Genomic DNA, 17,758 nt, shown 5'->3' with positions numbered 1-17,758 from the left:
TGCAGACGGTCGACGTTTCGCCGAACTCCGCGCGGGACCCATCCGACGACGCCTCGGTTCCGAATGACTCGCATGGATGCACCGGAGAACACCCGGGTCGCTGTCATCGGTTCCGGGATCTCCGGGCTGAGCGCGGCCTGGTTCGCCACCCAGGCGGGCGCCCGCGTGGTGGTCTACGAGGCCGACGACCGCCTGGGAGGGCACGCCGACACGCATGTGGTCGCCGAGGGCAGCCGCGAGCTGGCGATCGACACGGGCTTCATCGTCCACAACCGCCACACGTACCCGGTCCTGTGCCGTCTGTTCGACGAGCTCGGCGTGCAGACGCAGCCGTCGGAGATGTCCCTGTCGGTGCACGACGTGGCGACCGGACTGGAGTGGGCGGGTGCCAAGGGACGGCGCGGGCTGTTCCCCGAGCCGCGTCGCGTGCTCGACGTCGGGCACTGGCGGATGCTCGCCGAGATCCCGCGCTTCCACCGGGCAGCCCGCCGCCTGCTGGCGTCGCCGCCCGAGGCGGGCGACCCGACCCTCGACGAGTTCCTGGACCGGCACCGGTTCAGCGACCGGCTCCGCCGGCACTTCATCCGCGCGCTCGTGGCGGCGGTCTGGTCCTGCGATCCCGAGATCGCGGGGCGGTACCCGGCGCGTCACCTGTTCGCGTTCCTCGCGAACCACGGCATGCTCGCGGTGTTCGGCAGCCCGCGGTGGCGGACGGTCGTCGGCGGGTCCCACGACTACGTGCGACGGATCGCCAAGGAGCTCCCGGACATCCGGGTCTCGACCCCGGTGACGGGCATCGAGGAGGACGTCGACGGCGTGACCGTGCTCGACGCCGGCGGAGGCCGGGAGCGCTTCGACCGCGTCGTCGTCGCCACCCATCCCCGCCAGGCGCTCGCGATGCTCTCCGCGCCGACGCCGGCACAGCGCGAGGTCCTGGCCGCGATGCCGTACTCGCCGAACCCGGCCCTGCTGCACACCGACGAGAGCCTGCTGCCGCGCTCGGACGGGGCTCAGGCCGCGTGGAACCTGCGCCTGCCGAGCTCGCCCGACGGACGCGTGACGGTCACGTACGACATGACCCGGCTGCAGCGGCTGCCCACTGACAGGCGCTACCTGGTGACCCTGGGCGGCGAGGATCTCGTCGATCCCGCCACGGTCATCGCGCGGATGGACTACGAGCACCCGGTCTACACGGCCGAGACCGTCGCGGCCCAGCGACGACTTCCCGAGATCGACACCGATCGCATCGTCTTCGCCGGTGCCTACCACGGCTGGGGATTCCACGAGGACGGCGCTCGGTCGGGCGCCGAGGCCGTGCGGAGGCTCGGGCTGGGCGCCCCCGCCCCCGCAGCCCGCGCCCCGGAGGTCTTCCGCACCACCGTCGGCCATCGCCGGACGCAGCCGTTCACCCGGTCGTTCGAGCAGCGGTCCTCGACGTGGGTCGTCGACATCGACCAGCAGGCCGCACGGCAGGCGGGACAGTCGCGGTGGCGCCGGGTGACCGGCGGCACGATCGAGTCGCGCGACCACCTCGGCGACCCGAAGGCCACGCTGCGCCAGAACCTGGCGGCGTTCCTGGCCCGGAACGGACTCGAGCTCGGCGACGCGACCGTGCGCCTGATGGCCCACCCCCGAGCCTTCGGCTTCTGCTTCAACCCGATCAGCGTGTGGTGGTGCACGACGCCCGACGGCACTGCGCTGGCCACGGTCGTCGAGGTCCACAACACCTACGGCGACCGCCATGCCTACCTGTTCGACGGCGGCACCGAGACGGAGCGCCGGGTCGACAAGGCGATGTACGTCTCGCCGTTCCACGGCGTGGAGGGCTCGTACCGGGTGTCGGCCCCCGTGCCGACGGACGCTCTCGACGTCCGCGTCGAGCTCGACCTGCCCCACGGCGGGGCGTTCCAGGCCTCGATCCGGGGCCGGCGGACGTCCGGCCACCGCCGGGCCGCCGTCTCCGGACTCGTCGACCGTCTCGCCATCACCGCGCACGGCCTCGTCCTGTGGGCCCGGCGCCTGCCGATCCACCCTCGTCCCACCCATCACCAGGAAGGTGTCCGATGACGACCCTCAGCCTCTCGGCCTCGCACTGGCCGACCCTGGACCTGCCGTCCCCCTCGCGCGCGACCGACGTCAGGGCCGCCCTGGCGCGACGCCTCTTCGAATCGGCCGTGGAGCGGCTCGACGTGAGCGTGAGGATCGAGGGCCGCACCCTCGGAGCGGGCGGCCCGCTGATGACGATTCACCGTCCCGACGAGTTCTTCCAGCGTCTGGGCGCCCGGCCCTCGACGGGCTTCGGCGAGTCCTACATGACGGGAGCGTGGGACGCGGACGACCTCGGGGCGTTCCTCACGGTGCTGGCCTCGGGGATCCGCACGCTCGTGCCGCGGTCGCTGCAGGTCATGCGCGGTGCCGTCATGCCGCGGCCTCCGCGCGACGAGCGGGGGGACAAGGCCGACACGCAGCGCGTCGTCGGGCATCACTACGACCTCTCGAACGACCTGTTCGAGACCTTCCTGGACCCGACGATGACGTACTCGAGTGCGCTGTTCGAGGAGACCTCGGACGGCACCCCGGTGGTCGGCGGTGACCTGGAGCAGGCCCAGGAGCGGAAGCTCGACCGCCTGCTGGACCTCGCCGGTGTGGGCGAGGGCACCCGCCTGCTGGAGATCGGGTCGGGCTGGGGCTCGCTGGCCATGCGGGCCGCCCGTCGCGGCGCGCGGGTCCGGACGATCACCCTCTCGGTGGCCCAGCAGCAGCTGGCCCGCGAGCGGATCGCCGCGGCCGGCCTGCAGGACCGGATCGACGTCGACCTGTGCGACTACCGCGACGTGAAGGGCCGCTACGACGCCGTGGTGTCGATCGAGATGATCGAGGCCGTCGGCTGGCGCCACTGGGGCACCTACCTCGCGACGATCGACCGGGTGCTCGCGCCCGGGGGACGGGCCGCGATCCAGGCCATCACGATGCCGCACGACCGGATGCGGGTCACCCGCAACACCCAGACCTGGGTCACGACGTACATCTTCCCCGGCGGGTCGCTGCCGTCGGTCCGGGCGCTCGAGGAGGCGACGGCGGGGACGTCGCTGCGCCTCACGTCGACCGAGGCGATCGGAGCCCACTACGCCGAGACGCTGCGCCAGTGGGACGAGAGCTTCCTGGCCGGCGCCGACGAGGTGCGGGCCCTCGGGTTCGATGACACCTTCTGCCGGATGTGGCACTTCTACCTGCAGTACTCGCGAGCCGGGTTCAGCTCGGGCTACCTCGACGACCACCACCTCGTCTTCACGAAGGAGAGCGGACGATGAGCCATCGACAGCGCATCGACGGACTGGCCGGGCAGACCGCGGCCGTGCTCGAGCCGGTCGTGGGGGAGATCCCCGTGCGCCTGGAGTTCTGGGACGGGTCGGTCGTCGGGCCGGCGCGCGGCCCGATCGTGCGCATCACGTCGCCGGCGGCCCTGCGACGCCTGCTGTGGAGCCCGGGCGAGCTCGGCGCCGCGCAGGCGTACGTCTCGGGCGAGGCCGAGATCGAGGGCGACCTCGACGCCGCCCTGACGACGCTGCTGGCCGCGGGGCGCGAGGCAGGACCGGTTCCGCCCGCGCGGACCGCGAGGACGATGGCGCGCGCCCTGCCGCTGCTGATCAGGGCCGGGGCGATCGGTCGCCGCCCGGCGCCCCCGGCGTCCCAGGCGGTCGTCAAGGGACGGCTGCACTCGCGCGACCGCGACCGTGCCGCGATCTCGCACCACTACGACCTGTCGAACGAGTTCTACGAGCAGATCCTCGACCCGACGATGGCCTACTCGTGCGGCTACTACACCTCTGACGACGCCACGCTGCAGCAGGCGCAGGAGGCGAAGCTCTCGCTGATCTGTCGCAAGCTGGGGCTCGGCCCGGGCAGCCGGCTGCTCGACGTCGGCTGCGGCTGGGGATCGCTGACCATCCACGCCGCCCGGGAGTTCGGGGCGCAGGTCAACGCGGTCACGATCGCCGCGGAACAGCGGGACTTCGTCGCCGAGCGCGTGCGCCGCGCTGGTCTCGAGGACCTCGTCGACGTGCAGCTGTGCGACTACCGCGACGCCGCGGGCGTGTACGACGCCGCCGCGTCGGTCGAGATGGGCGAGCACGTCGGTGCCGAGAACTACCCGGTGTTCGCCGGCGTCCTGCGCGACCGCGTGCGCCCGGGCGGGCGGGTCCTGATCCAGCAGATGTCGCGCACGGGCCGCTGGCCCGGAGGGGGCCCGTTCATCGAGAGCTTCATCGCTCCCGACATGCACATGCGTCCGGTGGGCCAGACGGTCGACCTGCTCGAGCAGTCCGGTCTGGAGGTGCGCGACGTCCACGCCCTGCGCGAGCACTACGTGCGCACCGTCGCCGGCTGGATCGAGAACTTCGAGGCCCACACCGACCGCCTGACCGAGCTGGTCGGCGAGGAGGTCGTGCGCGTCTGGCGGCTCTACCTCGCGGGAGGCGCCGCGGCGTTCCGCGACGGTCGCATGGGCGTCGACCAGATCCTGGCGGTGCGTCCCGGAGCGCCGCACGGCCTCGACCGCGAGCCGCGCGCATGGTGACCGTCCTGGCGGCACTGGCGGGGGTCGTCCTGGTGATGACGGCCGGCGCCGTGGCGTCCCGCGTCAGGAACACGTTCGCGATCGTGGACGTCGCCTGGCCGGTGGCCTTCGGCGTGGGCATGGCGGCAGCGACATCGGTGGGCCTCGCAGGTGATCTCGGGGAGGCCTGGCGAGGCGTGCTCGTGCTCGTGCTGGTGCTGCTGTGGTCGGGACGGCTGGCCTCGCACCTCGGAGCGCGGACCTTCGCGGCCGAGGAGGACGACCCGCGGTACCTCGAGTACATGGGCGGCTCGGCGCGGGAGGTGCCGTTCCTCGCGCTCCTGACGAAGGTCTACGGGCTCCAGGCCGTGCTGGTGCTCGCGGTGGGCTACGCGGCGTTCGTGTCGGTCTCGCTGTCGGTTCGCTGGCCGGCCGTCGCGGTCGCCGGCGCGCTGGTCACGGTGGCCGGCGTGGTCCTCGAGGCCGTCGCCGACCGCCAGCTCGCGGTCTACCGTGCGACGCCGAAGCAGGAGCGCGAGCCGGTCCTGTCCTCGGGCGTCTGGTCGTGGAGCCGCCACCCGAACTACTTCGGCGAGGCCGTGACGTGGTGGGGCATCTGGCTCTCGGCCGGCGCGGCGAGCGGGTGGGGGCCGCTGCTGTGGACGCTGCCCGCGCCGATCGTGCTGACCGCGATCGTCACGGTGGTCTCGGGCGTCCGGATCGCCGAGCGACGCATGCGCGGCCGGACCGGCTGGGACGAGTACGCCGCCCGGACCTCGGTGTTCGTCCCGCTCCCACCTCGTCGGAGCTGACGCGCCACACTGGTGACGTGAGTCCCACCGTCCCTGCGCCTCTGCCCTACGACCTCGCGCTGCGTGACCGCATCGCCGGACACCTCGCCGGTCACGAGCGCCGCGTGGTCGACGACGAGAGCCGTCGGCACGCCGCCGTGGCCGTCGTCCTCGTCGACTCCGAGCCCGGGGAGGCCCGCATCGATCCCGTGCCGGGCGACCCCGAGCTCGCCCCGGCCGAGGAGGTCGTCCACGAGCTCGACGGCCGCATGCAGGACGTGTCGGGCGGAGCCGCCTTCCTGCTGAGCCGCCGCTCCGGCCGGCTGCGGACCCACTCGGGGCAGTGGGCGCTGCCCGGCGGTCGGATCGACGAGGGCGAGGACGCCGTCACGGCCGCGATCCGTGAGACGGACGAGGAGCTCGGGGTGCGCCTGAGACCCGACCACGTCCTCGGTCTCATGGACGACTACCCGACGCGCTCGGGCTACGTGATCACGCCGGTCGTGCTGTGGGGTGGTGGCCGCCTCGACCTGCGGCCTTCGCCCGACGAGGTCCTCGCGGCCTTCCGGGTCGGCCTGCACCAGCTGCTGCGGTCGGACTCGCCGCGCTTCCTGGACATCCCCGAGAGCGACCGGCCCGTGGTGCAGATCCCGCTAGGCGAGACCGACCGCGTCCACGCGCCGACCGGAGCCGTCCTGCTGCAGCTGCGGCGACTCGGGCTCGAGGGCGACCCGACCCGCGTGGACGACCTCGAGCAGCCGACCTTCGCCTGGCGCTAGTCCCGCGCGGACGCCGGGTCGGTGCTGAGCACGCGGACCGCGAGGGTCGTGGTCGACTCGACGCCGAGGAAGCCGACGACCCGGTGGACGTGGCCGAGCTCGAGCGGGAGCAGTCCGGGAGTGCCGGGCACCTCCGGGGTGAGTCCGAGGTCGAGGTCGTCGCGCCCCGACATGATCCGCACGTTGAAGTCGTAGCGCTCGCGCGCCTCGGGGACGGCGAGCCGGCGGACGACGGTGGCGCCCATGCGACGCGAGCCGGTCTCCACGGCCCAGGCGTCGAGCGTGGCGGCCAGCACGCGACCCTCGTTGTGCTCGATGTCGGCCCAGACCGCCTGCATCGAGCCGGCCTGCGTGAGCAGGGTGGCCGCGGTCTTCTCGCCGATGCCCGAGACGCCGGGCAGGTTGTCGCTGGGGTCGCCGCGCAGGGCGGCGAAGTCGAGGTAGCTCTCGGCGGCGACGCCGTACATGCTCAGGAGTCGCGTCGGGTTGAGCAGCGGCGAGCCGTCGATGCCGCCGTTGATGAGGCGCAGGACCTGGGTGTGCTCGCTGATGTGGGCGAACGCGTCGCGGTCGGACGTGATGATCACGCAGCTCCAGCCGTGGTCGCGCGCCCACCTCGCCCCGGACGCGCTGACGTCGTCGGCCTCGAGCCCCGGGGGAGTCAGCGTCGCCAGGCCGAGGGCGTCGAGGAACGCGCCCGAGCGATCGAGCTGCTCGACGAGCGCCGCGTCCTTGGGCGCCCGGCCGGCCTTGTAGTCCGGGTAGAGGTCCGCGCGCTCGGACGCGGTCCGGTCGTCGAGCCCGAAGATCACGGCGTCGGGGGCGAACCGCTCGATCGCCTCGATGATCTGGCGCAGCATGCCGTGCAGCGCCCACGCGGGCCGTCCCGCCCGGTCCATCAGCCGCGTGTGCGCCCGCGCGTGGTGGTTGCGGTGCAGGAGCGAGGGTGCGTCGACCACGAGCAACAGCTGGCGGGGACGAGCGTCTGAGGCGGCCATGGAGTGCTCGCCATCATAGTCGCGGCTCCGCGAGCGTCCGGCCGAGCCCGAAGCGCAGGTACCAGACCAGCATGAAGACCGTGCTGCCCAGGTGGAACGAGTGCAGCGCCCACAGCGGGCCCGGCGGCAGGCTGAAGACGTACAGCGAGTGCACCGCGTTGCCGACGTTCGCCAGGGCGAGGTTGCCCAGGCTGTAGGAGGTCAGGTCGCGCGTGCGGAGCGCCTTCACGAGCATCGGCAGCGTGCTGGACGCGAAGATCACCGTGGAGACGATCCCGGCCAGCATCGGCATGGAGGCGCTCATGAGGTCGCTCCCGTCGCGCGTGAGTGGTGGTGCATGTCCTTCGTCCTGTCGTCGTGCTCCGTCACCGGGTACGAGAGTCGGGCGGACCGCGTCTTCGGACATCGGGAGGGGTTGTTCTCTGCCCGCCCGGGACGACGATGGGAGGACGGGCCGGAGGTGCCCGGCACTCGAGGAGGCGCGGACATGGCGGACCTGACGGTGGACTTCATCACCTCGCTCGACGGCTTCGGCGCGGCCGAGGGCTGGCCGGGGCTGTGGGGGATGCACAGCGCCGACTACCTGGACTGGGTCGGGCAGGAGGGCGCGCAGGACCACGTGCTGCTGATGGGTGCGACGACCTACCGGCTGTTCACCGGCTTCATCGAGTCGGGCGAGGAGGACATGAGCGGGCTGAGCGGCACGCCGAAGCTGGTCTTCTCCCGCACGCTGCGAGAGCCGCTCGCATGGGAGGGCTCGACGCTCGTCCGGGCGGACGCGGTCGTGCACGTGCGGTCTCTCAAGGACGCGAGCGAGGTCCCGCTGCGCACGATCGGCAGCCTGAGCCTGTGCCGCGCCCTGCTCGCCGCGGGACTCGTCGACCGCTACCGCGTCGTCGTGTTCCCGGTCGTCACCGGAGCGACGGGACGCGATCGCGTCTACGACGGCTGGCCGGACGTCCGGCTCGAGCTCGTCGCGTCACGGGCCTTCGACGGTGGGATGCAGCTGCTCGAGTACGTCCCGACCGTGCTCGACGGACCGCCTGCATCGGAGCCGTCGCGCTGAGCCCCGGTGACGTCGGGGGCGGTCGCTCAGAGGTCGCGGTGCACGTCCTCGACGCGGCCGGGACCGCTGCGGTTCAGGTTGACGATCGCCGCCACGAGACCGCCCCAGAGGGCGACCATCGCGACGATCATCATGATGATGGCGTCGGCGCTCATCGTTCGCCTCCTTCCGTGTCCTCGGCGGGCACCTGCAGGGTCGTCCCCGCGCGCCAGGGGATGGGGGCCAGCAGGTATCCCGCGACCATGACCGATGCCGCGGCGCCCCAGCCGAACAGCGCGATCATCCAGGCGGGATAGCCGCCGTACGGCGTCTCCACCACGGCGCGGAACGAGTCGAACGCCAGGTACGCCAGCGCGATCGGGACGACGACGCCCACCAGCAGTCGCCACCACAGCAGCAGCTTCACGGATCCGTGCTGATTCATGTGGTCGGCCAGCTGCGGCAGGGCCCGCAGGGACCAGGCGACGACCACCATCGACACCATCGCGACCAGCAGGATCCCGAACTGGTTGATGAAGTGGTCGAGGATGTCCAGCACGTACAGGCCGCTGGCCGTGGAGAAGAACACCAGGCTGATGACGGCCGCCGGGATGCTGACGACGGCGGCGGCCATCGGGCGCGACATCTCGAACTTGTCCCGCACGGCGGACACGACCACCTCGAGCACCGAGACCAGTGACGTGATGCCCGCGACCACGAGCGAGCCGAAGAAGAGCACGCCGATGAGCGCGCCTCCGGTGGCCTCGCCGATGATCGTCGGGAAGGTGATGAAGGCCAGCCCGACACCGCCGCCGACGACCTCGTCGACCGCGACTCCCTGGGCCTGTGCCATGAAGCCGAGGGCGGCGAACACGCCGATGCCGGCGAGCAGCTCGAAGCTGGAGTTCGCCAGCCCCACGACCGTGCCGGAGCCGGTCATGTCGGTGTCGCGACCGACGTAGGACGCGTAGGTGATCATGATGCCGAAGCCGATGGACAGGGAGAAGAAGATCTGTCCGAAGGCGGCCGCCCAGACTCCCGCGTGGGTGAGGGTGCTCCAGTCGGGCGTGAAGAAGGCCTCCAGGCCCTCGGTCGCGCCGGGAAGGAACAGCGAGCGGACCACGAGGACGAGGAACGCGACCACCAGGATGGGAATCGCGACCACGGAGGTCAGGCCGATGCCCTTCTCCACGCCGACCACCATGACGACGATCACCGCGAGCCACACGATCGCCATCGGGACCAGGACGCCCGCCACCACGGTCAGGTCGACCGTGAGGTCTCCGGTCTGCAGGAAGTCCTTCATGAAGAACGTCTCGGGATCGTCGCCCCACGCCGTGTCGACGGAGAAGAACGTGTACCGCAGCGCCCATGCGATCACGGCGGCGTAGTACACGGCGATCATGAAGCAGACGCCGACCTGCCACCAGCCGATGGCCTCGGCGGGGCGGCTCAGCCGCGCGAACGACAGGGGCGCGGACCCGCGGAAGCGGTGACCGAGGGCGTAGTCGAGATACAGGAACGGCAGGCCCGCGCAGAACAGCGCGACGAGGTAGGGGACGAGGAACGCGCCGCCGCCGTTCTCGTAGGCGACGTACGGGAAGCGCCAGATGTTCCCCAGCCCGACGGCGGAGCCGATCGCGGCGAAGATGAAGACCTTGCGTGAGGAGAACGCTCCCCGCCTGGCCTTCTCGGTCGTGACCTCGGTCGTCATCGGGATCCTCTCGGGCTGAGGCGTCGGGGGTGCTGGATCACCTCATCCTGTCATCCCGCGGCGGACCGGCCGCCCGGGGTCAGCGCTTGACCTTGCGTCCCTTGCTGACCTTGGCGACCGTCAGGTGGCTCGACTTCGAGACCGTGATGCGGACCCGGACGACCTTGCCGCGGTCGGCCTTCTTGAGCTTGTAGGTCGCCTTCGTGGCGCCGCGGATGGCCTTGCCGTTGCGCTGCCACTGGTAGCGGATCCGGACCGGCTTGGGTCCCCACTTCGCGGTCTTGGCCTTGAGGCTCTTCCCCGCCTTCGCGGTGCCGACGACCTTGACGGTGCCGGGCTTGAGGGCGCGCTTCGCGACCGTGGTGCTCGAGTTGCTGACGTAGGCGTTCCACCAGCCGGGGCGACGGACGGTCACGCGGACCTTCAGGCGCTGGTTCACGTCGGCGGAGCGGACGGTGTAGGTGCGGGCGGTCGCCCCCGAGATCGCGGTCGAGCCGCGCACCCACTGGTAGCTGACGGTCGCGTTGGGGTCGGCGGTCAGGCCGGTCGGCCCGTACAGCGTGCGACCGACGGTGGCCGTGCCCCGGGGCGCCGGGGCAGCCTTGAGGGCCTGGACGGGGCGGCTGCCCGCGACCTGCACCTGGGCGCGCTGGTACGCGTCGCTGCCGTCGACGTAGTTGCCCTGCGCGTCCTTCTTGTAGATCTTCAGGCGCGCGTCGATGCGGGCGCCGGCGTGCGCGGCGGCCACGGTGAACCGCGAGCTGGCGGCGTCGTACGAGGTCGCGGCCGGCTGCGGGACGCCGTCGACGAACCAGCTGATCTCGCTGTACGTGCTGGCGGGCTTGCCGAAGCTCGCGGTGAGCGTCGAGCCGGGCGAGGCCGTGCCGGAGATCTGCAGCGGCGACGTCGGCTGGACGTGCTGCGTGCCGCCGACCTTGGTGGTGGGCGTGGTCAGGGTGGCCGGCTTGTAGCCCGCACGGCTCGCCGTGACGCGGGCGAAGATCCACGCGCCCTCCTGTGCCGGGGTGGGCGTGAAGCTGGCCGAGGTCGCGCCCGCGATCGGGGCCGCGAGGGCGTTGTCGCGCTGCGACATCCACTGGTAGGTGAACGTGGCGTGCGTCGGGCGCCAGCCCTCCTGACCGACGATCGTGATCGGCTCGCCGGTGCGGAAGGAGCCGACGAAGAACGGGTCGACGGGCGCCATGCCCAGGCCCTGCCGGGGCAGCGTCACCGAGAAGGTCTTGGACGGCGCGGCCGTCGTCGAGGTCCACGTCGTCGCGGTCTGGTGCGAGGTGGCGTTGGGCCAGCAGGTGTCGCGGTGGCGGACCTCGGGCTGCCAGAAGCTCGTCGAGGACGCCTGGCCGTACCAGCTGTCGGAGAAGCACACGCGGTACCTGCCGCCGACCGGCACGTTCCAGGAGAAGCGGCCCTTCGCGTCGGTCAGCTTCGGACCGAACGGGTAGGTCTGCCACGACCCGTCCTTGAGCTCGTAGATCTCCCAGTTCACGTTCGGGAGCGGCTTGCCGTCGGGGCCGACGGCGACGCCCGTGATGGTCCCGGTCGCGGCGTGTGCCGGAGCGACGGCGGACAGGGGGACGAGCACGAGGGCCAGAGCGGCGAGCAGCACGGGACGCAGGAGACGCATGGTGCTGAACCTACTGTCCCGCTCACCGCAGCGGAGCCCCTGGAATCGGGGGGAGGACGAGGTCTCAGCTGCCGCCGGCCGGCAGCTCGTCGAGCATGACGTCGGGGTTGTCACGGGCGACCTTGCTGGCTCGCCACTTGTCGGTGAAGAGCGCCAGGTGCGTGCCGTCCGCGCGCTGCAGCACCTCGGCGCCGCGCGTGCCAGCCAGCGCCCGGGCGCCGTCGGTGTCGGTCCGTCGGGCCACCTGGTACTCCAGGCGCGAGAGGCGGATGGGCGAGGAGAACTCGTTCTTCATGCGCTCCTCGACGACCTCGAACTGCAGGGGACCCACCGCCGCCAGGACGGGGCTCTGGTCGCCGCGGAGGTCGGAGCGGAGCACCTGGACGACGCCCTCCTGGTCGAGCTGCTCGATCCCGCGGCGGAACTGCTTGTACCGACCGATGTCGACCGCGGTGGCCGTCATGAAGTGCTCGGGGGCGAAGCTCGGCACCGGTGGGTAGTCGATGGGGTCGCCGTCGTACACCGTGTCGCCGACGCGCAGCGCCTGGGCGTTGACGAAGCCGATGATGTCGCCCGGCGACGCGTGCTCGGCCGCGGACGTGGTCCGGCCGAAGACGGCCTGCGCGTACTTGGTGGCGAAGGGACGCCCGGTGGACGCGTGGGTCACGATCATGCCGCGGTCGAAGGTCCCCGAGACCACGCGCGCGTAGGCCAGCCGGTCGCGGTGGGAGGTGTTCATCCCGGACTGCACCTTGAAGACGAACGCGCTGAAGGCGTCGTCCACCTCGCGGACCGTGCCGTCGACCCCGGTGGTCGCGCTCGGCCCGGGGGCGAGCTCGAGGAGCAGCTCGAGCAGCTGCGCGACGCCGAAGTTCTGCAGCGCCGAGGCGAACATGACGGGCGTGGTCTCGCCGGCGAGGAAGGTGGCCTGGTCGTGGTCGTAACCGTCGAGGGAGAGCAGCTCGCTCTCGTCGGTCGCCGCGGACCAGACGTCGGCGTCCATGTCCTCGACCTCGCTCGGTGCCAGCCGGCGCTCGGGTGCGCGCTCGGCTCCTCCGGCGGTGCGGGTGTACTTCACGAACTCGCCCGTGCGGCGGTCCAGGACGCCCCGGAAGTCGCCGGCCTCGCCCACCGGCCAGGTGAGGGGAGTGGGGCGCAGCTTGATCTGCTGCTCGATCTCGTCCATGAGGCCCAGCGGCGACAGGCCCGGCCGGTCCCACTTGTTGATGACGGTGATCACCGGGATGCCGCGCAGCGCGCACACGCGGAACAACTTGAGCGTCTGCGGCTCGAGGCCCTTGCCGGCGTCGACCAGCATGACCGCCGAGTCGACCGCCGACAGGACGCGGTAGGTGTCCTCCGAGAAGTCGCTGTGGCCGGGCGTGTCCACCAGGTTGACCACGTGGTCGCGGTACACGAACTGCAGCGCCGCGGACGTGATCGAGATGCCGCGCGCCTTCTCCATGTCCATCCAGTCCGAGACGGTCGCCTTGCGGTCGTCCTTGCCGTGCACGGCACCGGCCTGGTTGATGACGCGCGCGTGCAGCGCGAGCGCCTCGGTCAGGGTGGACTTGCCGGCGTCGGGGTGGCTGATCACTGCGAAGGTACGCCGGGGGCGCTTGTCGGACACCAATCGAATCTACTCGGCGACCCTGGGGGCAGGGTCGGGACGGGTCACGTGTCGGCGCCGGACTCGTCGATCGGCGCGGCGCGGCCGCTGATGGCGACGGTCTCCACGTCCTCGTCGAGGTCGACCAGCAGCTCGCTCGGGCGGCCCATGTCGTGGCCCTGGTGGATCGTGGCGCGCGAGGGCAGCGGCACGAGCGCGAGGTCGCGCAGGTACCCGCCGAACGCGGCGGCGGCCGCTCCGGTGGCCGGATCCTCGACCACGCCGCCCGGCGGGAACGGGTCGCGGGCGTGGAACGTGGTCGCGTCCTCGGCCCAGAACAGGTGCGCCGTCGTCCACCGCTCCTGCGCCATGAGCGCGTCGAGGGCGGCGTAGTCGTAGTCGAGCGCGGCCAGTGTCGCGCGGTCGCGGACGGCCACGAGGAGGTGGTCGTTGCCGGCGAACGCGACGTGTGCGGGGTAGGCCGGGTCGAGGTCGTCGCGGCTCCATCGGAGCGCGTTCAGCGCCTCGTCCAGGACGTCGGGGTCCACGGGGCGCGTGTGCGCCGGGGGAGAGGTGAGGGTGGCGACGAGGTGCCCGTTCTCGAGCCGGGTGTCGACGCTCACCGGCCCCGCGGGGGTGCTCAGCCGGAGGAACCCGGGGCCGTGGCGCTCCGCCCACGCCACCGCGGTGGCCACCGTGGCGTGCCCGCAGAAGGCGACCTCGGCGACGGGGCTGAAGTAGCGTATGTCCGCCGCGACCTCGCCGTTCGTCGGCTCGCCCGCGACGAGGAAGGCCGTCTCGGAGTAGCCGACGTCCTGCGCGATCGCGAGCATCTCCGCGTCGGACAGGCCGCGCGCGTCGAGGACCACGCCGGCAGGATTCCCGCCGCCCTGGTCGGTCGTGAACGCGGCGTACCGCAGCACTTCGGTCATCGTGGCTCCTCTTCCTCGGGCGTCTGCTCCGCGTCGATGATCTCGCCGTTGCGGGGCAGCCGGCCACGAAACGCGATCGGCACGGCCGTGGCGTTCGGCACGTCGGCGCGGTCGAGGGCCTGCACGTGGACGTGCGGCTCGGTGCTGTTGCCCGAGTTCCCGCATCGTCCGAGCGGCTCGCCGACCCGCACGGTGTGGCCGAGCTGCACCCGGACGCTCGACTGCTGGAGGTGGCACACCGCGGCGACGACGCCGTCCGGCGTCTCGATCATCACGTGGTTGCCCGCCAGTGCGACCCAGCCCTCGGTGGCTCGCCCGCGCTGCGTGAGCGCGTAGCCGACCGACGGCAGCCCGCGGTACGCCTCGTGGTCGGGCGCTCCGTCGTGCATCCCGACGACGGTCCCCGCGACCGGCGACAGGATCGGACGGCCGAACCCGGGGAACCGCTCCGGCGCCTCAGGTCCGACCAGCGACCGAGCGGTGATCGGCGCGGTCCGCCCTTCCTCTCCGACGGGCACGAAGTCGATCGCGAACGAGGACGCGAACAGCGCGGTCCCGTGGCTCGGCACCCGGTTCGCCGGGCTGTTCCGCACCAGCCACCGCCCCGTGAACGGGTATTCCAGATCGACGATCACCCTGCCGACCTCCCGCCGACTCCACTCAGAATGATGCATTCGGGTACCCCAGCGGGGACGAATGCCTCATCGTTCGTCGCCCGGGGAACGCGAACGGCCCCCGACCTTCGCAGGTCGGGGGCCGATCGTCGAGCAGGTCGACTCAGATGTCGTAGTACAGCTCGAACTCTCGACCGAGTGACGGACAACGCCGACTGTCATGACTGGCGCCGTCATTTCAGGCATTTCCAACCTCATGGCGTTGGCACACATTGGTTGTTCGCGAACGTCCTGCGGACTATTTGCGGACCAGAGCGCGCTCCGCCGGAACGGTGCCGCCCCAGAGAACTACGGATGTCACACCGCCGCACGATCATTGCGGCCAACTGAGAAACAGAGTGCCCCCGCGCTGTTAGAGCAGCCGGGGGCGTGGACCCGATCTACAGAGGAGATCGAATCATGAGCAAGCCTACGACCACCACAGCCGCAAGCCTCTCGGCGAACGAGAGCCAGGAGGACGCCCGCCTGATACTCGAACTCAGCGAGCGTCACAACGTCAGCGTTCGGACAGTCGTCGACTGCGACGGCAGCCATGCCACGTACGACCGCTTCAACCGCGTCGCATACGTCTGTGTGCATCTGAACGCCGACGATCGAAGGACGGCTCTCGTGCGGGCGATCGAGCAGGCAGGGGCGCTCTGATGAGCGCGCCGCTGATCGAGGAGTTCGCGCTGGCCCTCGGGGTGACGGTCGAGCAGACCGAGCCCGACGACACGTGCGCCACTCGCGACGGTTCCTGCGCGTCCTACAACCCGGAATCCAAGACACTTTACGTCTGCCGGATTCTCTGCCCGGGTCGAAGGCAGCTCGCCTTCGACCTCCTGCTGAATCGGGTCGAGGACGCCGACTGACCTGTCGATCCGCCCTGCCCAGACTCCCACTCTCGGGCAGGGCGGTTCGTTGTCACCACTCGGGCAGGTTGGCCACGAGAGCATCCAGCTCCTCGCGCTTGAACACGCGCTTGCCGTCGAGGCGGTAGGGCGTGACGCGCTTCTGTTCGATGAGCTGATCGAACTTGCGCGGCGAGACGGCGATGTAGTGGGCGGCGGTCGGCTTCTCCATGAGTGCCGGTGCGAACAGATGAGTTCCGGGCATCAGGCAGACGTCCAAACGCCGGTTTCCTAGCGCTCGTCGAGCGACACGGAGAGATTCGAGAGACGAAGCGGATAGCACCCGTAGCAACTGTGCCGCGCGAACGTCAGGCCGTCCTCGCGCGACCACCAGACGCCAGGCATTCGATCCAGCGACCCACAACTGCGCTCGAGAGCAATGACGAGAGCACGACGCATGGAACGAGTATGCGCCCCATTCGTCACCTCCGGTGGCGCTCGACGTACGAGTCGATGGAGGCGACGACGACGAGGGTGCGCGCGCCGGACTTCAGGGAGTCGAGTTCGCCGTTGTTGACGAGCCGCTGCACGTGCTTGCGGCTGACTCCGAGGGCGGACGCTGCGTCGTCGAGCGAGCATGCACGCGGCTCGATCATAGAGCCACCAGATCGATCGGCAGGTCAGTCAGGATTCGTGTGTTCATGAGCCGTGACCGTACCCGCGGGCGGTGACGCGTTCGACACCGAGGTGGGAACGGTTGTCATTTGGCAACGTCAAGCCGCCGGGCTCCATTCGCCTTCCTCTAGACGTCGCCGGGTTTGTCCGCACTCAGGGACGCGGGCCCCTTGAAGTCGGGGGCCGCCATGTTCGCCCCTGGCGGCAGTAGGCGCTCTCGGAGGTAGTCAGAAAGGCCCGCCTCGTACCCCTGTCGCGCCGACATCCTGGCCGTGCGAAGCACGACTGGGTCGATGAGTGCCCAGTTCAACTCATGGCCAGCCTGGGTGGCCAGGGCAGAGACCCAGAGGCCCTGCGAGCGGGTGTTCCCGTCCCTGAATGGGTGAATGTCGGTGAGGCGTCCCCAGTAGTGCGCAACCCTCTGGCAGAAGTCCCAGTCGTCGGCACCTTGTAGGTAGTCCTCTTCGGCAAGGCGACCGAAGAGGACTTCAAGCCGTTCCTCTACCTCGCCATGAGGGCAATAGTCCCCATCGATGCCCGCTGGCGACAGGTTCACGTTGCGCAAGTGCCCGGCCCAAGTGAAGAGGCGGCCGAACATGTAGTGATGCGCGTCAGCGAGGTACTCGAAGTCCAAGTCGCGCGTCGGCGGCGAGGCGCGCAAGATCGCCCAAGCGATTGACGCATAGTCGTTCATCGCTTCGTCGAGTTCGGACTCGCTCTGGATGTTCGCCTTGTTCTTGAGGACCCGTGTCCCGGGATAGCAGTAGTGGTCGGGGGCCCCGATCAAAGACCGAACTTAGCGTCGAGCTCAGCGAACGCTTGGTCGGGCGTCATTTGGCCGCACAGCACCATCTCGGCGCGGTGCAACGCTTCCTGTGACGGGAAGTGTCCCGCAACCTGCTGTCCCCGCTCGATTTCGAGCATAAGCAGTTCATGTGCAGTCATGGCTGGATTTTCTCCTCCGGACGGGTCGGTGAAGTCCGTCGTGGCGTCTACGGTAACGCAAGTTCCTGAAACTAGCCTATTTTCTTGGTCGCCGAACCGATCGAGTTCGCACGGCCGGCGCTAGACCCCACCGCACGGGCCCTCCCGGCGGGAGTCTTCGTTCGAACCGCCGGGCAGGTGAGTTTTCCTGTGTACAGGTTCCGGGGTTTCTGGAAACCCGAAAATGTTTGAACCCTCCGCACCTTTTTCGTCTCTCCCCTGCGGTCCCGATGGAGTGCCCGCCCGGCCCTACCCCCTGGGGTGGCGGGCTCAGTCCAAGTAAGGCGTCAACTCGGGGTCCGGAAGTAGGTGCCGAACAATGGAGGCGACCGCTCCGACCTCAACGAGCAGTCGACCAACCATGTCCTCAATCGGTGGTTTGGCGAGTCCCTCTTGGAGCATGACACTCAAACTGTTCGAGTAGTCCTCGAACGACTGGAGCGCTTCGTGCGCGGCCTTCACGTCGATCATCTCTGACTCCTTTGCCTCAAATTGGTTTGACGATAGACCGACCGCGAGGTTGCGGG

General features: G+C 70.5%; 21 protein-coding genes. 8 read left to right on the top strand and 13 right to left on the bottom strand.

Annotated features, from left to right (window positions below; translation table 11 throughout):
- Positions 1 to 72 precede the first annotated feature (72 nt).
- The 5 genes from ACGWYL_RS16075 to ACGWYL_RS16055 are packed head-to-tail and all read left to right on the top strand — an operon-like array spanning position 73 to position 6,125.
- Entirely contained in the window at positions 73 to 2,067 is a 1,995-nt protein-coding gene (locus ACGWYL_RS16075) for an FAD-dependent oxidoreductase (RefSeq protein WP_395487703.1), read from the top strand.
- Positions 2,064 to 3,311: a cyclopropane-fatty-acyl-phospholipid synthase family protein gene (locus ACGWYL_RS16070; protein WP_269302757.1), complete on the top strand. Its 1,248-nt coding sequence runs from the start codon at positions 2,064 to 2,066 to the stop codon at positions 3,309 to 3,311. The genes ACGWYL_RS16075 and ACGWYL_RS16070 overlap by 4 nt, the downstream gene beginning before the upstream one ends.
- Complete coding sequence (locus ACGWYL_RS16065) at positions 3,308 to 4,576, top strand: cyclopropane-fatty-acyl-phospholipid synthase family protein (RefSeq protein WP_179424013.1); 1,269 nt, start codon at positions 3,308 to 3,310, stop codon at positions 4,574 to 4,576. The genes ACGWYL_RS16070 and ACGWYL_RS16065 overlap by 4 nt, the downstream gene beginning before the upstream one ends.
- Positions 4,570 to 5,367 carry a DUF1295 domain-containing protein gene (locus ACGWYL_RS16060; RefSeq protein ID WP_395487702.1) on the top strand — a complete coding sequence of 266 codons (798 nt, stop codon included), beginning with the start codon at positions 4,570 to 4,572 and terminating at the stop codon, positions 5,365 to 5,367. The genes ACGWYL_RS16065 and ACGWYL_RS16060 overlap by 7 nt, the downstream gene beginning before the upstream one ends.
- 17 nt (positions 5,368 to 5,384) lie before the next feature.
- Entirely contained in the window at positions 5,385 to 6,125 is a 741-nt protein-coding gene (locus tag ACGWYL_RS16055) for an NUDIX hydrolase (protein ID WP_395487701.1), read from the top strand.
- On the opposite strand, the gene ACGWYL_RS16050 is transcribed toward ACGWYL_RS16055, so the two are convergent.
- Both ACGWYL_RS16050 and ACGWYL_RS16045 read right to left on the bottom strand, forming a co-directional pair.
- Positions 6,122 to 7,123 carry a 5'-3' exonuclease H3TH domain-containing protein gene (locus ACGWYL_RS16050; protein WP_395487700.1) on the bottom strand — a complete coding sequence of 334 codons (1,002 nt, stop codon included), beginning with the start codon at positions 7,121 to 7,123 and terminating at the stop codon, positions 6,122 to 6,124. The genes ACGWYL_RS16055 and ACGWYL_RS16050 overlap by 4 nt on opposite strands.
- Positions 7,124 to 7,136: 13 nt before the next feature.
- The gene (locus tag ACGWYL_RS16045) at positions 7,137 to 7,427 is read right to left on the bottom strand and encodes a hypothetical protein (RefSeq protein WP_179424017.1); all 291 of its coding nucleotides are present in this window, start codon (positions 7,425 to 7,427) and stop codon (positions 7,137 to 7,139) included.
- Between the two features lie 183 nt (positions 7,428 to 7,610).
- Between ACGWYL_RS16045 and ACGWYL_RS16040 the strand changes: the two genes are divergently transcribed.
- Entirely contained in the window at positions 7,611 to 8,189 is a 579-nt protein-coding gene (locus tag ACGWYL_RS16040) for a dihydrofolate reductase family protein (RefSeq protein WP_269302748.1), read from the top strand.
- Positions 8,190 to 8,215: 26 nt separating this feature from the next.
- On the opposite strand, the gene ACGWYL_RS16035 is transcribed toward ACGWYL_RS16040, so the two are convergent.
- From ACGWYL_RS16035 to ACGWYL_RS16010, 6 genes are all read right to left on the bottom strand, one after another.
- On the bottom strand, positions 8,216 to 8,344 hold the full coding sequence (locus tag ACGWYL_RS16035) for a methionine/alanine import family NSS transporter small subunit (RefSeq protein WP_179424019.1): 129 nt from the start codon (positions 8,342 to 8,344) through the stop codon (positions 8,216 to 8,218).
- Positions 8,341 to 9,882 carry a sodium-dependent transporter gene (locus ACGWYL_RS16030; RefSeq protein WP_395487699.1) on the bottom strand — a complete coding sequence of 514 codons (1,542 nt, stop codon included), beginning with the start codon at positions 9,880 to 9,882 and terminating at the stop codon, positions 8,341 to 8,343. Before ACGWYL_RS16030 ends, ACGWYL_RS16035 begins: the two co-directional genes overlap by 4 nt.
- Positions 9,883 to 9,961: 79 nt before the next feature.
- The gene (locus ACGWYL_RS16025; RefSeq protein WP_179424021.1) at positions 9,962 to 11,527 is read right to left on the bottom strand and encodes a hypothetical protein; all 1,566 of its coding nucleotides are present in this window, start codon (positions 11,525 to 11,527) and stop codon (positions 9,962 to 9,964) included.
- Between the two features lie 64 nt (positions 11,528 to 11,591).
- Positions 11,592 to 13,157, bottom strand: coding sequence for a peptide chain release factor 3 (locus ACGWYL_RS16020; RefSeq protein ID WP_395487698.1), 1,566 nt, complete (start codon positions 13,155 to 13,157; stop codon positions 11,592 to 11,594).
- 44 nt (positions 13,158 to 13,201) lie between these two features.
- Positions 13,202 to 14,068 carry a PhzF family phenazine biosynthesis protein gene (locus tag ACGWYL_RS16015; RefSeq protein WP_395487697.1) on the bottom strand — a complete coding sequence of 289 codons (867 nt, stop codon included), beginning with the start codon at positions 14,066 to 14,068 and terminating at the stop codon, positions 13,202 to 13,204.
- Positions 14,065 to 14,703 (bottom strand): M23 family metallopeptidase, encoded by a 639-nt coding sequence (locus ACGWYL_RS16010; RefSeq protein ID WP_395487696.1) that lies wholly within the window; start codon positions 14,701 to 14,703, stop codon positions 14,065 to 14,067. The genes ACGWYL_RS16015 and ACGWYL_RS16010 overlap by 4 nt, the downstream gene beginning before the upstream one ends.
- 438 nt (positions 14,704 to 15,141) lie before the next feature.
- Between ACGWYL_RS16010 and ACGWYL_RS16005 the strand changes: the two genes are divergently transcribed.
- Positions 15,142 to 15,384: a hypothetical protein gene (locus ACGWYL_RS16005; protein ID WP_395487695.1), complete on the top strand. Its 243-nt coding sequence runs from the start codon at positions 15,142 to 15,144 to the stop codon at positions 15,382 to 15,384.
- Entirely contained in the window at positions 15,384 to 15,593 is a 210-nt protein-coding gene (locus tag ACGWYL_RS16000) for a hypothetical protein (RefSeq protein WP_395487694.1), read from the top strand. The genes ACGWYL_RS16005 and ACGWYL_RS16000 overlap by 1 nt, the downstream gene beginning before the upstream one ends.
- Before the next feature lie 52 nt (positions 15,594 to 15,645).
- Here the strand turns inward: ACGWYL_RS16000 and ACGWYL_RS15995 are convergent, their stop codons facing one another.
- From ACGWYL_RS15995 to ACGWYL_RS15975, 5 genes are all read right to left on the bottom strand, one after another.
- A complete protein-coding gene (locus ACGWYL_RS15995) occupies positions 15,646 to 15,837 on the bottom strand; it encodes a hypothetical protein (protein WP_395487693.1) in 192 nt (63 codons plus the stop codon).
- Positions 15,838 to 16,054: 217 nt separating this feature from the next.
- Positions 16,055 to 16,228 (bottom strand): helix-turn-helix domain-containing protein, encoded by a 174-nt coding sequence (locus ACGWYL_RS15990; RefSeq protein WP_395487692.1) that lies wholly within the window; start codon positions 16,226 to 16,228, stop codon positions 16,055 to 16,057.
- 146 nt (positions 16,229 to 16,374) lie between these two features.
- Positions 16,375 to 17,034 carry a Fic/DOC family protein gene (locus ACGWYL_RS15985; RefSeq protein WP_395487691.1) on the bottom strand — a complete coding sequence of 220 codons (660 nt, stop codon included), beginning with the start codon at positions 17,032 to 17,034 and terminating at the stop codon, positions 16,375 to 16,377.
- On the bottom strand, positions 17,031 to 17,192 hold the full coding sequence (locus tag ACGWYL_RS15980; protein ID WP_395487690.1) for a hypothetical protein: 162 nt from the start codon (positions 17,190 to 17,192) through the stop codon (positions 17,031 to 17,033). The genes ACGWYL_RS15985 and ACGWYL_RS15980 overlap by 4 nt, the downstream gene beginning before the upstream one ends.
- A gap of 309 nt (positions 17,193 to 17,501) precedes the next feature.
- On the bottom strand, positions 17,502 to 17,702 hold the full coding sequence (locus tag ACGWYL_RS15975) for a hypothetical protein (protein ID WP_395487689.1): 201 nt from the start codon (positions 17,700 to 17,702) through the stop codon (positions 17,502 to 17,504).
- Positions 17,703 to 17,758 lie beyond the last annotated feature (56 nt).

This window comes from Aeromicrobium sp. JJY06, from assembly GCF_044069275.1.
Lineage (GTDB): Bacteria > Actinomycetota > Actinomycetes > Propionibacteriales > Nocardioidaceae > Aeromicrobium > Aeromicrobium tamlense.
The sequence above is the reverse complement of the archived record's forward strand: the minus strand, read 5'-3'. Positions and strand labels throughout refer to the sequence as shown.